Annotated in this window: 16 protein-coding genes and 1 other annotated feature; of the genes, 3 read left to right on the forward strand and 13 right to left on the reverse strand. The window is 51.1% G+C overall.

The window, feature by feature from the left end; genetic code table 11:
- Positions 1-71 precede the first annotated feature (71 nt).
- The 3 genes from ppsR (at position 72) to hemP (ending at position 2,462) form a co-directional block, all read left to right on the forward strand.
- Positions 72-905 (forward strand): posphoenolpyruvate synthetase regulatory kinase/phosphorylase PpsR, encoded by an 834-nt coding sequence (ppsR, locus tag NNO04_RS09205; RefSeq protein ID WP_162380479.1) that lies wholly within the window; start codon positions 72-74, stop codon positions 903-905.
- A gap of 155 nt (positions 906-1,060) precedes the next feature.
- Positions 1,061-2,107, forward strand: a complete 1,047-nt coding sequence (aroH, locus tag NNO04_RS09210) for a 3-deoxy-7-phosphoheptulonate synthase AroH (protein ID WP_271444397.1) — start codon at positions 1,061-1,063, stop codon at positions 2,105-2,107.
- Between the two features lie 163 nt (positions 2,108-2,270).
- A complete protein-coding gene (gene hemP, locus NNO04_RS09215) occupies positions 2,271-2,462 on the forward strand; it encodes a hemin uptake protein HemP (protein ID WP_271444398.1) in 192 nt (63 codons plus the stop codon).
- A 6-nt stretch (positions 2,463-2,468) separates the two neighbouring features.
- On the opposite strand, the gene selO is transcribed toward hemP, so the two are convergent.
- From selO to infC, 13 genes are all read right to left on the reverse strand, one after another.
- On the reverse strand, positions 2,469-3,911 hold the full coding sequence (gene selO, locus NNO04_RS09220) for a protein adenylyltransferase SelO (RefSeq protein WP_271444399.1): 1,443 nt from the start codon (positions 3,909-3,911) through the stop codon (positions 2,469-2,471).
- A 61-nt stretch (positions 3,912-3,972) separates the two neighbouring features.
- Positions 3,973-4,686, reverse strand: a complete 714-nt coding sequence (locus NNO04_RS09225; RefSeq protein ID WP_271444400.1) for an EAL domain-containing protein — start codon at positions 4,684-4,686, stop codon at positions 3,973-3,975.
- A 314-nt stretch (positions 4,687-5,000) separates the two neighbouring features.
- Complete coding sequence (locus NNO04_RS09230) at positions 5,001-5,465, reverse strand: NlpC/P60 family protein (RefSeq protein ID WP_203358001.1); 465 nt, start codon at positions 5,463-5,465, stop codon at positions 5,001-5,003.
- Between the two features lie 75 nt (positions 5,466-5,540).
- Positions 5,541-6,290 carry a vitamin B12 ABC transporter ATP-binding protein BtuD gene (gene btuD, locus NNO04_RS09235; protein ID WP_271444401.1) on the reverse strand — a complete coding sequence of 250 codons (750 nt, stop codon included), beginning with the start codon at positions 6,288-6,290 and terminating at the stop codon, positions 5,541-5,543.
- A complete protein-coding gene (locus tag NNO04_RS09240) occupies positions 6,290-6,841 on the reverse strand; it encodes a glutathione peroxidase (RefSeq protein WP_271444402.1) in 552 nt (183 codons plus the stop codon). The genes btuD and NNO04_RS09240 overlap by 1 nt, the downstream gene beginning before the upstream one ends.
- Before the next feature lie 81 nt (positions 6,842-6,922).
- A complete protein-coding gene (btuC, locus tag NNO04_RS09245; protein WP_271444403.1) occupies positions 6,923-7,903 on the reverse strand; it encodes a vitamin B12 ABC transporter permease BtuC in 981 nt (326 codons plus the stop codon).
- 101 nt (positions 7,904-8,004) lie between these two features.
- Positions 8,005-8,304: an integration host factor subunit alpha gene (gene ihfA / locus NNO04_RS09250; RefSeq protein ID WP_003030571.1), complete on the reverse strand. Its 300-nt coding sequence runs from the start codon at positions 8,302-8,304 to the stop codon at positions 8,005-8,007.
- 4 nt (positions 8,305-8,308) lie between these two features.
- Positions 8,309-10,696 carry a phenylalanine--tRNA ligase subunit beta gene (gene pheT / locus NNO04_RS09255; RefSeq protein ID WP_271444404.1) on the reverse strand — a complete coding sequence of 796 codons (2,388 nt, stop codon included), beginning with the start codon at positions 10,694-10,696 and terminating at the stop codon, positions 8,309-8,311.
- Between the two features lie 15 nt (positions 10,697-10,711).
- Positions 10,712-11,695, reverse strand: a complete 984-nt coding sequence (gene pheS, locus NNO04_RS09260) for a phenylalanine--tRNA ligase subunit alpha (RefSeq protein WP_271444405.1) — start codon at positions 11,693-11,695, stop codon at positions 10,712-10,714.
- A gap of 114 nt (positions 11,696-11,809) precedes the next feature.
- Positions 11,810-11,934, reverse strand: a sequence feature (Phe leader region).
- Positions 11,885-11,929: a pheST operon leader peptide PheM gene (gene pheM, locus NNO04_RS09265; RefSeq protein WP_001386830.1), complete on the reverse strand. Its 45-nt coding sequence runs from the start codon at positions 11,927-11,929 to the stop codon at positions 11,885-11,887. It overlaps the preceding feature by 45 nt.
- Positions 11,935-12,054: 120 nt before the next feature.
- On the reverse strand, positions 12,055-12,411 hold the full coding sequence (rplT, locus tag NNO04_RS09270) for a 50S ribosomal protein L20 (protein ID WP_162379986.1): 357 nt from the start codon (positions 12,409-12,411) through the stop codon (positions 12,055-12,057).
- A 52-nt stretch (positions 12,412-12,463) separates the two neighbouring features.
- Entirely contained in the window at positions 12,464-12,661 is a 198-nt protein-coding gene (gene rpmI / locus NNO04_RS09275) for a 50S ribosomal protein L35 (protein ID WP_003030583.1), read from the reverse strand.
- A 96-nt stretch (positions 12,662-12,757) separates the two neighbouring features.
- Positions 12,758-13,300 carry a translation initiation factor IF-3 gene (gene infC, locus NNO04_RS09280; RefSeq protein WP_071828920.1) on the reverse strand — a complete coding sequence of 181 codons (543 nt, stop codon included), beginning with the start codon at positions 13,298-13,300 and terminating at the stop codon, positions 12,758-12,760.
- Between the last annotated feature and the right edge of the window lie 3 nt (positions 13,301-13,303).

Genomic DNA, 13,303 nt, shown 5'->3' on the forward strand with positions numbered 1-13,303 from the left:
GAGTTATACGCTTCTGTCTTTTTTTAATTTATGCTTTCAGAGAATTATGTGTGCTCTTCAGGATGAACAAAATGGATAATGTTGTTGATCGTCATGTTTTTTATATTTCTGATGGTACGGCCATCACTGCCGAAGTGCTGGGGCATGCTGTCATGTCGCAGTTTCCCGTGACGATCAGTAGCATCACGCTGCCGTTTGTCGAAAATGAGAGCCGCGCCAGGGCGGTTAAAGACCAGATCGACGCCATCTATCAGCAAACGGGTGTGCGCCCGTTGGTGTTCTACTCCATTGTGCTGCCTGAAATCCGCGCGATCATTTTGCAAAGCGAAGGTTTCTGTCAGGACATTGTACAGGCGCTGGTCGCACCGCTGCAGCAAGAAATGAAACTCGACCCCACCCCGATTGCGCATCGCACCCACGGCCTTAATCCCGGCAATCTCAATAAGTATGATGCGCGCATCGCCGCCATTGACTATACCCTCGCGCATGATGACGGCATTTCGTTGCGCAATCTCGATCAGGCGCAGGTGATCCTGTTGGGCGTCTCACGTTGTGGAAAAACGCCAACCAGTCTTTATCTGGCTATGCAGTTTGGCATCCGGGCGGCAAACTACCCCTTTATTGCTGATGATATGGATAATCTGGTGTTACCTGCGTCTCTGAAACCCCTCCAGCACAAGCTTTTTGGTCTGACGATTGAACCGGAACGTCTGGCGGCCATTCGCGAAGAGCGCCGTGAAAACAGCCGTTATGCCTCCCTGCGCCAGTGTCGGATGGAAGTGGCAGAGGTTGAAGCGCTGTATCGTAAAAACCAGATCCCGTGGTTGAACAGTACCAATTATTCGGTAGAAGAAATTGCGACTAAAATTCTCGACATTATGGGATTGAATCGCCGAATGTACTAATATGCTAGTACATTGATTCAATTTTCGTTATCATCTCTGATAGCGTGCGAGGTGTGACACGCCTCGCACTTGAAATCAGCAGGGATTGGTTTATCGTGATGCCCATCACTTCCCGGTAGTCCTGCCGTTGAAGCAACAAATTTCTGAGAGATGTAATGAACAGAACCGACGAACTCCGTACAGCGCGTATAGACAGTCTTGTCACCCCTGCCGAGTTGGCGCTACGACACCCCGTATCGCCCGCTGTTGCAAGCCACGTTACCGACTCGCGGCGCCGGATTGAAAAAATATTGAATGGTGAAGATCCCCGCCTGCTGGTGATCATTGGTCCTTGCTCGATTCACGATCTTGACGCAGCGATGGATTACGCAAGTCGTTTGCAAGCGCTACGTTCAAAACATCAGGCTCGCCTGGAAATCGTCATGCGCACCTATTTTGAGAAGCCGCGTACCGTTGTTGGCTGGAAAGGCTTAATCTCCGATCCTGATCTAAACGGCAGCTACCGTGTCAACCACGGCATTGAACTGGCAAGAAAACTACTACTTAAAATCAATGAGTTAGGCGTACCCACAGCGACTGAATTTCTTGACATGGTGACGGGACAGTTTATCGCCGATCTGATCAGTTGGGGAGCCATTGGCGCACGTACCACAGAAAGCCAAATTCACCGCGAGATGGCTTCCGCGCTCTCCTGCCCGGTCGGCTTTAAAAACGGCACCGATGGCAACACGCGCATTGCCGTCGATGCCATTCGCGCCTCCCGCGCCAGTCATATGTTCATTTCACCGGATAAATCCGGGCAGATGACCATTTATCAGACCAGCGGCAACCCCTATGGTCATATCATTATGCGTGGCGGTAAAAAGCCCAATTACCACGCCGAAGATATTGCCGCCGCCTGCGATACCTTGCACGAGTTTGATCTCCCGGAACATCTGGTGGTGGACTTTAGTCACGGCAACTGCCAAAAGCAGCACCGACGCCAACTGGACGTGTGTGATGACATTTGCCAGCAAATCCGTAACGGCTCCACCGCAATTGCCGGAGTCATGGCCGAAAGTTTCTTGCGCGAAGGCACGCAAAAAATCGTTAGCGGTCAGCCGCTGGTTTACGGCCAGTCAATTACCGACCCTTGCCTGAACTGGGAAGACACCGAACTGTTGCTGGAAAAATTAGCCTCCGCCGTAGAGTGCCGTTTTTGATGTATTGGCCCATTCCCTCCGGGATGGGCGCTTCCTTTCTCATCTCGCTTATCGCCATCTTCGTTTCGCGTTATCACGTAATAACCCATTTAACACTTGCCGTTATTGCGCACATTATTGATAATAATAATCATTGTTAAATTAATTTTTATTAACGAGCGCTATGTCACGTATGGATCGCACCGAGTCACCTCATTCTAAGGAAAAGAGCAGCGTCCCTCCCCTCAACGATACCGAACGGCGGATCAGCAGTCAGACGTTATTAGGTCAACAAGGAAAAGTGATCATTGATCATGATGGCCAGGAGTATCTGCTGCGTAAAACAAACGCAGGTAAGCTTCTCCTGACCAAATGAGTCGGTCTAGCTTGAGCAACTGACTTCCAGCCGTTTTCCCCAGTCGGGAGGACGGCTGACATAGTCATCATCTCTGTCGGTAAACGGTGTGCGCAGTACCTGATGCAGTCGGTGCAATTCGCGGGTGTCCCCCCGCTGGGCATCCTCGATAGCACGCTGGGCCAACCAGTTACGGAGTACCACCGCAGGGTTAGCACGCTGCATGTGTTGCTGACGCAATGCATCATCAACCTGTTCTCGTTGCAAGCGAGCACGATACTGTGTGAACCACTCGTCAAAGGCGGTGCGATCAATAAACTCATCCCGCAGCGGAGATGCCGCACTTTGCTGCTCTGTCTGGCTCAACATTCTGAATGTACGGGTATAGTCGCTTCCCTCACGCGCCATCAGGCTGAACAAGGTATTGAGCAACGCATTGTCGTCTTTCTGTTCGCTAAAGAATCCCAGTTTTTGCCGCATCCGCTGGCCGTAACGCGTTAGCAGGGCCAACTGATAGCCATCCAACGCCTCATTGAGCGTCTCAACCGACATAAACGGAGAAAGCGTCTGTGCCAGACGTTGTAAGTTCCAAAGCCCGACAGCGGGTTGGTTATCAAAACTGTAGCGCCCCAGATGGTCGGAATGATTACAAATCAGCCCCGGCTGATAATCATCAAGAAAACCGAACGGTCCATAATCGATCGTCAACCCCAGGATAGACATGTTGTCAGTATTCATCACACCATGGGCAAATCCCACGGTCTGCCAGTCCGCGATAAGCGTCGCCGTACGCGACACCACATCCCGAAACCAGAGCGTGTATTTATCTGCTTCGTCCTGCAAATGGGACCAGTAGTGACGAATCGCAAAGTCGGCCAACTGGCGAACTTGTTCGGGCTCACGGCGATAATAAAAGTGTTCAAAATGACCAAAACGCATGTGGCTTTGCGCCAGGCGCATCAACATTGCACCCGTTTCCTGTGTTTCCCGGTAGACCGGAGAATCACTGGTCACAATCGACAGCGCCCGGGTCGTTGGGATCCCCAGATAATGCATCGCCTCACTGGCCAGGCTCTCTCTGATTGTGGAGCGCAATACTGCTCGCCCATCGCCCATACGCGAATACGGGGTTAAACCCGCCCCTTTCAGATGCCAGTCAAGCGTCGTGCCATCGGGCAGGAGTTGTTCTCCCAGTAGAATGCCGCGCCCGTCGCCAAGTTGCCCCGCCCAGACACCAAACTGATGTCCGCTGTAGACCTGGGCCAAAGGCGACATACCGGGAAGTAGAGACTCACCACCCCAGACACCCGCTCCACTTTCAACATCAAAAAGCGTGGCGGGAATATCAAGCTGTTGTGCCAATACATCATTGTGCCAAATCACACGGGCATTGCTCAGGGGAGTTGGGGAAAGAGCGGTGTACGTTGCCGGCAGCTCATCGCGCCAGCGGGTGGTAAAAGACAGGGTCATAGGGCCTCCTGTTTGTAGTGTAGTCGGTTACTACCGTCTTAAACACCAGCAAATAGAAGGGTTATCCCTGTACCAGGGACGTTATCTGACCGACCGATACAGCTGGCCACAGGCATCCTTGCAATACACTGAAACCTAAAGGAGTGACGCGGGCCTTCATCTCTTCCGTATCGATACCCGTAATCATAACGGAATCACAACTGGATGATATTTGTGAAACAATAGCCTGCATAAACGGTTCAAATGAAACGCTCATTGCTCTGTGCTGAACAAAATTTTTATCCAGTGCGACCCGTTTGAAAAGACCGTCAAAAATGGCTTTCATCGAAGAATCACCGGCACCAAAATTAGCCAGTATGAGCGGAAACTGCGCCGCTAATTTCGCCAGTTTCGGATTTTCTTTCCCACGATTTAATTCTGGGTAATTTTCATTAATCATTAATTCAAGAAATGAAAATCGCTTAACACGCGCGTTAAACTCCTCGTCATATAATAATGCGTCCACCACTGCTGGCGTTAATTTAATCCAGGCATTCAATTTTTGTTGAATAAAAAAATGTTGGCACGTTTCAATAAGTGAGAGTTTTTCTTCGAATAAGCGGCACTGCTCCTCAGTCGACAACCGGGGTATGACCAGCTCTGTTGGCATACGTACAGCACCATCGTCACTGACAAAGTTTGCAATGATTTCTAAACCGACAAGATCCCCTTTTTCACTCCGCGCCGGCAGAAACAAGAGATCGGAATGATAGGAATTATCCAGTGAAACAATCATTTTGCCAGCCCCGCAGTTTGGGTGTAATCCGGCATCCTGTAACAAAGGATGGAAAACGACATCATTTCAGAGACTAATGGGGGTGCTTTCATTTTTTCCTTTTTATCCGGTAAACCGGGTCCTTTTTTTAGCTTATCCTGATTATAAACCAATATCCAGTTTTACACTTTTTCATGAGATGCGCGCGAATTTACACTAGCCACATTACTTTCATGAATAGTATGGTTATCAGGAAGCCAGCCTTATGTCGTTAATCACAAAATTCCATTTTTAAATATGGATGGTAAGTCAGGTAAACCTCGCCATCCGCATGATTAAATTCGTCGGGCCTGCCAAAAATTTTTACGCCAGTAGACATTATCGAGAGACGAACGCATCACCCCTCTACTGGTCGAGGCATGGATAAATTGATTATTGGTGTCATAAATTCCGACATGCAGGCCGCTCTCCCCCGAACCGGTTTTAAAGAAAACCAGATCGCCGGGCAGGAGATCATCTTTGTCGATTTCCGTACCAATTTTGGACTGTTGCCGGGTGTCTCGTGGCAGTTGCAGAGAAAACTGGTCACGCATCGTCATCAAAACAAACCCTGAACAGTCCACACCGCTACGGCTCATTCCGCCATAACGGTACGGTGTTCCGCGCCAGTTCTGCAACTGATCATTGAGACCCGCGATAACCGTAATGGAATCCGAAAGTCTGGCATTTGGTGCAGGAGCGCGATGGCTACTACACCCAGCTAACACCAGTGCTGCGATAAGAAGGAACCAAAAACGCATTCAGGACGAATCCTCTTTTTTATTTTTATATCTATATAGCGTGGAAAGCGCCTTATTTTCAAGAGACCATTTAACTTAAGTGGTTGATATGAGCATTCTGTGGCCTTCCACATCCAGCCGCCGGAAGTTTAACCCATAAGCACGTGCTAAATTGGGCGGCGTCAGCACCTCTTCACGCGGCCCCCAGGCAATCAACGCCCCACGTTTCAACAACCACGCCTGATGCGCGTGGCGTAGCGTATGGTTAAGATCATGACTGCTCATCACGACAGCAATTCCCTGAAGGCAAAGTCGACTGAGCAATCGGTCCAGTGCGTTTTGTTGCGCAACATCCAGACTGTTCATCGGTTCGTCCAGAAGCAATAATTGCCCGTGAGGATTGGATTCCGGCGAAATTTGCAGCATCACCGCAGCAAGACGAACACGTTGCCACTCGCCCCCGGAAAGCTGATTCGTGCCCCGCTCCAGTTTATCGCCCAATCCGAGCGCATCCGCCACTTCTTTGAGCAGATCGGTTCGCGTTTTATCGGGTTGATGAAGCGTCAGGTAATGCCAGACTGGCATGGCAAAAGGGGGATTTTGCTGTTGCGCAAGGTAAGCGCGATGTTGGGCAAGTTTGGCCGCTGGCCAGGTTTCCAGAGCCGTACCGCCAAATACGACAGTTCCGTCGCCGCTGGTCAAGCCCGCCATCCGCGCCAAAAGAGTACTTTTCCCCGCGCCGTTAGGTCCGACAAGGTGCAAGATTTCCCCGGCGTTGATCACCCCTGAAAGTGGACCAAGCCGGGTGCTCTCAGCCACGTCCTGTAACTGCATCAACGAAGGCATTATTTCTCCAGCGCCAGTTTGATACTTTCCATGACAATAGGATCTTCAGGCGTCATGTCGGGTGAAAAACGCTGCACGACGTGTCCATCCCGGCCCACTAAAAACTTCTCAAAGTTCCACAAAATATCGTCAGGATACAGCGGCGCACGCCCTTTGCTGACCATCCGCTCGTAAAAACCGCTTGCCTGTGGAGCAACAGCCACAGGTGCGGCAGCAATCAATTTTTGGTACAGCGGATGGCGCGCGTCGCCATTGACATCAATTTTACTGAACATCGGGAACGTCACACCCCAGGTCGTGGCGCAGTACGTTTTAATCTCATCTTCGCTGCCCGGCTCCTGGCCAAGGAACTGATTGCACGGAAAACCCAACACAGCAAATCCGTGTTCGCCCCAGGCTTTTTGCAGGTTTTCCAGTTGTTCATACTGCGGCGTTAAACCGCATTTTGATGCCACATTAACGATCAGCAGTACATTTCCGGCATACTTCTCCAGCGAAATGTCCTCGCCGTCAATGCTCGTCACTTGAGTGTTGAGAATGGTCTTTTGCATAGCGTCTCCCGGGTTACAGACGAATGAGTATGGAACAATGTCAGTTTCTAATCATAGACCGAACAGCGATTATCTTTATATTTAACGTCCTGCTTTTAATAGCAGCCAGATGAAGACAGGCGCTCCCAATGTCGCCGTTACCACACCGATGGGGAGTTCTGCAGAAGCGAGCGCCAGCCGGGCGACCACATCCGCCGTCAACAGCGCAATTGCGCCCGCCAGCGCACAGGCAGGTAATAAGACGCGATGGTCAGTTAACCCGCACAAACGCAATATATGGGGAATAACCAAACCGATAAAGCCGATTGCCCCGGCCAATGCCACGCTTACGCCAACCATCCATCCTGTCGCCACCACCAGAAGATTGCGCCAGAACCATAAAGGCAACCCAAGCTGACGGGCTGAGGTTTCGCCTAATGCCAGCATATTCATAGGCTGTGACTGACAGCAAATCCAGAGCAGAACCGGAATCAATGCGATCATTAACCAGCTCTGTTGCCAGTCAACGCCGCCGAAGCCTCCCATCATCCAGTACATCAACTGGCGCAGGTCAAAAGAGGTAGAAAAATAGATCGCCCACGTCATCAGCGCACTACATATAATGCCCAACGCGACACCGGCAAGCAGTAAGCGACTGGTCGAAAGATGACGACGAGCAAAACGCAGAAGAATTAGCGTGATAATGAGCGCACCTGCAATCGCGCACAGCCCCAGCGCCCAACCCGGAAGCTTTCCCTGCCCTAACAGCACGGCCGCAATGAGCCCCACGCCAGCGCCGTTGGAGACGCCAAGCAGTCCCGGCTCTGCAAGTGGGTTTTCAAAGAGTGCCTGCATCACCGCGCCGGAGAGCGCCAGCGCGGCCCCGACCAGCAAAACAGCCAGCGTCCGTGGCAGTCGAATTTGCCAGACAAACAGATCCCCGCGAGTACCAAACCACTCGCCAGGACCTATCCACTGTTCTCCAGCACATAAACTTACAGCGGCTGCCAGCAGCGTTAGCGCCGTCAGACTCAGTATCCAGCGAACATGTCGTCGCTGTTGTTGGCGGGCAAAAGTCAGCATATTTTCCATTCTGCTGAAAAGGGATGATATTGATTTTACGGTGCTTATACGGCAGTGAAAAGAAAAAAGGCCGCAAAAGCGGCCTTTTTAGTTAGTTAATATTACTCTTCTTTGGGCGTTGCGTTTTCAACCCGACTCTTTAACTTCTGTCCGGGTCTGAAGGTCACCACGCGCCGTGCTGTAATGGGAATATCTTCGCCCGTTTTCGGGTTACGTCCCGGACGTTGATTCTTATCACGCAGATCGAAGTTACCAAAACCAGAGAGTTTTACCTGCTCACCGTTTTCCAGAGCACGACGGATCTCTTCGAAAAACAGCTCGACCAGTTCTTTGGCATCCCGCTTGCTAAGCCCAAGCTTATCAAACAGATATTCTGACATTTCAGCTTTTGTAAGCGCCATAGGTTCAATCCCTCAATGATGCCTGGAATCGCTCTTTTAATGCCTCTACACATTTGGCGACGGTAGCGGCAATCTCCTCTTCTTCGAGTGTACGGCTGGTATCCTGAAGGATCAGGCTGATAGCGAGGCTCTTATAACCCTCCGCAACACCCTTACCGCGGTACACGTCAAATAAGTTTACGCCAACTACCTGATTTACGCCAACTTTCTTACACTCAGATAAAATATCCGCTGCAGGAACGTTTTCTGCGACCACAACCGCGATATCGCGACGGTTAGCCGGGAAGCGAGAAATCTCACCCGCCTGAGGCACCACGCGGTCTGCGAGCTTATTCCACTCCAGTTCAAACACCAGAGTGCGACCGTTGAGATCCAGTTTACGTTCCAGCTCAGGATGAACAACCCCAATAAAACCAATACGTTCACCTTTCAGATAAATCGCTGCGGACTGTCCAGGATGCAGTGCCGGATTGGCTTCTGCTTTGAACTGAACGTCAGCAAGTTTACCGGTCAGATCCAGCACTGATTCCAGGTCGCCCTTCAGATCATAGAAATCAACGGTCTCTTTTGCCAGGTTCCAGTGTTCATCGTGACGGTTGCCGCAAATCACCCCTGCCAGCATCAGATCCTGACGAATGCCCAGGTTTGCCTGAGTGTCAGGAACGAAACGCAGACCGCTTTCGAAAATGCGTACGCGATTCTGCTGACGGTTCTGGTTATAGACAACGGTCGCCAGTAAGCCGGTCCACAGAGACAGGCGCATTGCTGACATCTCGACAGAGATTGGGCTTGGCAGCAGCAGCGCTTCAACACCCGGGTGAATCAATTGCTGAACTTTAGGATCGACAAAGCTATAGGTGATCACTTCCTGATAGCCTTTGTCATTCAGCATGGTTTTGACGCGCTTCAGTGACAGGTTGGCTTCACGGTGTGTCCCCATGATCAGACCCGCCTGCACCGGTTCATCAGGGATATTGTTATAGCCGTACACGCGCGCCACTTCTTCGACCAGATCTTCTTCAATCTCCATATCGAAGCGCCAGCTCGGTGCAACCGCTTTCCACTCGTCCTGACCTTCCGTCACTTCACAACCCAGACGGCGCAGAATATCGCTCACCTGCTCATCCGCAACGTGATGACCGATCAGGCGATCCAGTTTGCTGCGACGCAGAGTAATGGTCGCACGCTTCGGCAATGTCGCTTCATGGGTGACGTCAATAACCGGACCCGCTTCACCGCCACAAATGTCGATCAGCAGGCGGGTTGCGCGTTCCATTGCTTTGTACTGCAGAACCGGATCCACACCACGTTCATAGCGGTGAGATGCGTCGGTGTGCAGACCATGACGACGTGCGCGACCCGTAATAGAGAGCAGGCTGAAGAATGCGCATTCCAGCAGCACATTTTGTGTTTCGTCGTTCACACCGGAGTGCTCGCCGCCGAAGATACCGCCCATTGCCAGCGCTTTCTGATGGTCGGCAATGACCAGCGTGTCAGCACTCAGTTTGGCTTCAGTGCCATCCAGTAGCACCAGAGATTCACCCTCTTTCGCCATCCGCACGACAATCCCGCCTTCAATGCGGTCTTTGTCGAACGCGTGCATTGGCTGACCCAGTTCGAGCAGCACGTAGTTGGTCACATCAACCACAGCATCAATAGAACGGATGCCGCAACGACGCAGTTTCTCTTTCATCCACAGCGGCGTTGGCGCTTTAACGTTGATACCTTTGACCACGCGGCCCAGGTAGCGAGGACAGGCTTCTGGCGCGTCTACTGCGATAGGCAGCGTATCATTGATCGTCGCCGCAACAGGCGCGATTTCCGGCTCGACCAGCGGCGCTTTGTTCAGCACTGCGACGTCACGGGCGACACCGATAATACCTAAACAGTCGGCACGGTTTGGCGTTACGCTGATCTCAATGGTGTTATCATTGAGTTTCAGATATTCACGGATGTCGGTACCGATCGGCGCATCCGCAGGCAGTTCGATAATGCCATTATGATCGTCGGAAATGCCCAGTTCGGAGAAGGAGCACAGCATCCCTTCCGACGGCTCGCCACGCAGCTTAGCCGCTTTAATTTTAAAATCGCCTGGCAACACAGCACCGATTGTCGCCACTGCGACACGTAGCCCCTGACGGCAGTTCGGCGCGCCGCAGACGATATCCAGCAGGCGATCGCCACCCACATTGACTTTCGTTACGCGCAGTTTGTCGGCATTAGGATGCTGACCGCACTCCACCACTTCACCCACCACTACGCCGTTAAACTCGCCGGCAACCGGATCAACACCGTCAACTTCCAGACCCGCCATGGTGATTTGGTTCGACAGCGCATCGCTATCGATAGCCGGGTTTACCCATTCGCGTAACCACAGTTCACTGAATTTCATTATTTATTCCTGCCTTTATTTAAACTGTTTGAGGAAACGCAGATCGTTTTCGAAGAATGAACGCAGGTCAGTCACGCCATAACGCAGCATCGTCAGACGTTCCATACCCATACCAAAGGCGAAGCCAGAGTAAATTTCCGGATCGATGCCGACATTGCGCAGTACGTTCGGATGCACCATGCCGCAACCCAGCACTTCCAGCCATTTGCCGTTTTTACCCATCACATCCACTTCTGCAGAAGGCTCCGTGAACGGGAAGTAAGAAGGACGGAAACGGATCTGCAAGTCTTCTTCAAAGAAGTTACGCAGGAAGTCGTGCAGCGTGCCTTTCAGGTTGGTAAAGCTGATGTTGGTATCAACAATCAATCCTTCCATCTGATGGAACATCGGGGTGTGGGTCTGATCGTAATCGTTACGATACACGCGGCCCGGTGCGATGATACGAATCGGCGGCTGTTGGTCTTTCATGGTACGGATCTGAACGCCAGAGGTCTGCGTACGCAGCAGACGGGTCGCATCAAACCAGAAAGTATCGTGATCCGCACGTGCCGGGTGATGACCAGGGATGTTCAGCGCATCGAAGTTGTGATAGTCGTCTTCGATTTCCGGGCCTGTCGCCACGGTAAAACCAAGTTCGCCAAAGAAGCTTTCAATGCGATCAATGGTACGGGTCACCGGATGCAGACCGCCATTTTCGATACGACGACCCGGCAGTGAAACGTCAATCGTTTCTGCGGACAGACGCGCGTTCAGCGCAGCATTTTCTAAATCTGCCTTACGTGCGTTCAGCGCTTGCTGCACCTGCTCTTTCGCTTCGTTGATAACCGCACCAGCGGCCGGACGCTCTTCTGGCGGCAGTTCACGCAGGGTCGTCATCTGAAGGGTTAAATGCCCTTTCTTGCCCAAATATTCGACGCGTACATTGTCTAACGCGGCAACATCTGACGCCTGGTTAATGGCTGCCTTTGCACTGGCAACCAGCTCTGCGAGATGTGACATGGTTTTCCTCATTGTGTCGGTGAAGACACCGTTTGTGGTCATTATTTTTGCTCTAACTATTTCGAGTTGCAGTCTGTACGCCTGCTACTTGAAATAGATCGCGCAATTTTAGGTACAAAAAAAGCCTCCACTGGGGAGGCTTTCTGGCGCTGTTTTCCGTTTCATTTCTCACGCGCTAGCCTCCTGAAGTCAGGTGCTAAAGTAAAAAAAGAAACGGAAAATAGCAGCATTCATGCTTGCGTTACCTTGTTGGGTAAAATCCGAAAGACCTTTATTGAAAAGGGTTACGGGTAAATTGTCAACTGATTGATTGCACTACAAATAAAAGAGAGGGAGCCAGGCTCCCTCTTTTCACTGGCTTATGCCAGAGCTGCTTTCGCTTTTTCGACCAGAGCGGTGAACGCTAATTTGTCGAATACTGCGATGTCAGCCAGGATCTTACGGTCGATTTCAACAGAGGCTTTTTTCAGGCCATTGATGAATTTGCTGTAAGAAATACCGTTCTGACGTGCTGCTGCGTTGATACGCGCAATCCACAGTTGACGGAACTGACGCTTACGTTGACGACGGTCACGGTAAGCGTACTGACCGGCTTTGATAACAGCCTGGAAGGCAACGCGGTATACGCGAGAACGCGCACCGTAGTAGCCTTTGGCTTGTTTCATGATTTTTTTGTGACGTGCGCGTGCAATTACACCACGTTTTACGCGAGCCATATGTGCTCTCCTGTATCTATATTCTTAGTGAAAAAAGTTAAACGTTAACGGCTTATGCGTACGGCAGGCACGCGATTACCAGACCCAGATCGCCTTTAGAAACAAGGCCTTTTGGACGCAGGTGACGTTTACGCTTAGTCGATTTTTTGGTCAGAATATGACGCAGGTTTGCGTGCTTACGCTTAAATCCACCACCACCGGTTTTTTTGAAGCGCTTAGCAGCACCGCGTACGGTCTTAATTTTTGGCATTTTAATAACTTCCACTTCGCATTGTTAATAAACGAAACGTAGGCGAACAAGGGCTGTGGAACCCGCAGGCTCCACAGACATTGTTACTTGAAGGCCTTACTGTTTCTTCTTAGGAGCGAGCACCATGATCATCTGGCGGCCTTCGATCTTCGTAGGGAAGGATTCGACTACTGCCAGTTCACTCAGATCGTCACGGACGCGCGTAAGCACTTCCATACCGATCTGTTGGTGGGCCATCTCACGACCGCGGAAACGCAGCGTGATCTTAGCCTTATCGCCATCTTCCAGAAAGCGTACCAGGCTGCGGAGTTTTACCTGGTAATCGCCATCGTCGGTACCAGGACGGAATTTAATTTCCTTAACCTGGATAACTTTTTGTTTCTTCTTCTGTTCCTTAGAAGACTTACTCTTTTCATAAAGGAACTTGCCGTAGTCCATAATACGACAAACTGGCGGTTCGGCGTTAGGGCTGATTTCAACTAAATCTACTCCAGCTTCTTCAGCTTTTTCGATAGCTTCTCTCAGACTCACAATACCCAAAGCTTCGCCTTCCAGACCTGTTAAGCGAACTTCCAGGGCGCGAATCTCGCCATTGATACGATTCGGACGTGCCGTTTGAACTCGTTTTCCGCCTTTAATACC

The sequence above is a fragment of the Citrobacter sp. Awk 4 genome (assembly GCF_028069725.1).
Classification (GTDB): domain Bacteria; phylum Pseudomonadota; class Gammaproteobacteria; order Enterobacterales; family Enterobacteriaceae; genus Citrobacter_D.

Bases quoted from the DNA above. Each gene is read 5' to 3' on its own strand.
- pheT (WP_271444404.1), bottom strand. From the start codon at position 10,696: ATGAAATTCAGTGAACTGTGGTTACGCGAATGGGTAAACCCGGCTATC.
- aroH (WP_271444397.1), top strand. From the start codon at position 1,061: ATGAACAGAACCGACGAACTCCGTACAGCGCGTATAGACAGTCTTGTC.
- NNO04_RS09240 (WP_271444402.1), bottom strand. From the start codon at position 6,841: ATGCAAAAGACCATTCTCAACACTCAAGTGACGAGCATTGACGGCGAG.
- pheS (WP_271444405.1), bottom strand. From the start codon at position 11,695: ATGTCACATCTCGCAGAGCTGGTTGCCAGTGCAAAGGCAGCCATTAAC.
- ppsR (WP_162380479.1), top strand. From the start codon at position 72: ATGGATAATGTTGTTGATCGTCATGTTTTTTATATTTCTGATGGTACG.
- ihfA (WP_003030571.1), bottom strand. From the start codon at position 8,304: ATGGCGCTTACAAAAGCTGAAATGTCAGAATATCTGTTTGATAAGCTT.
- selO (WP_271444399.1), bottom strand. From the start codon at position 3,911: ATGACCCTGTCTTTTACCACCCGCTGGCGCGATGAGCTGCCGGCAACG.
- NNO04_RS09225 (WP_271444400.1), bottom strand. From the start codon at position 4,686: ATGATTGTTTCACTGGATAATTCCTATCATTCCGATCTCTTGTTTCTG.
- NNO04_RS09230 (WP_203358001.1), bottom strand. From the start codon at position 5,465: ATGCGTTTTTGGTTCCTTCTTATCGCAGCACTGGTGTTAGCTGGGTGT.
- rpmI (WP_003030583.1), bottom strand. From the start codon at position 12,661: ATGCCAAAAATTAAGACCGTACGCGGTGCTGCTAAGCGCTTCAAAAAA.
- btuD (WP_271444401.1), bottom strand. From the start codon at position 6,290: ATGCCTTCGTTGATGCAGTTACAGGACGTGGCTGAGAGCACCCGGCTT.
- rplT (WP_162379986.1), bottom strand. From the start codon at position 12,411: ATGGCTCGCGTAAAACGTGGTGTAATTGCACGCGCACGTCACAAAAAA.
- btuC (WP_271444403.1), bottom strand. From the start codon at position 7,903: ATGCTGACTTTTGCCCGCCAACAACAGCGACGACATGTTCGCTGGATA.
- hemP (WP_271444398.1), top strand. From the start codon at position 2,271: ATGTCACGTATGGATCGCACCGAGTCACCTCATTCTAAGGAAAAGAGC.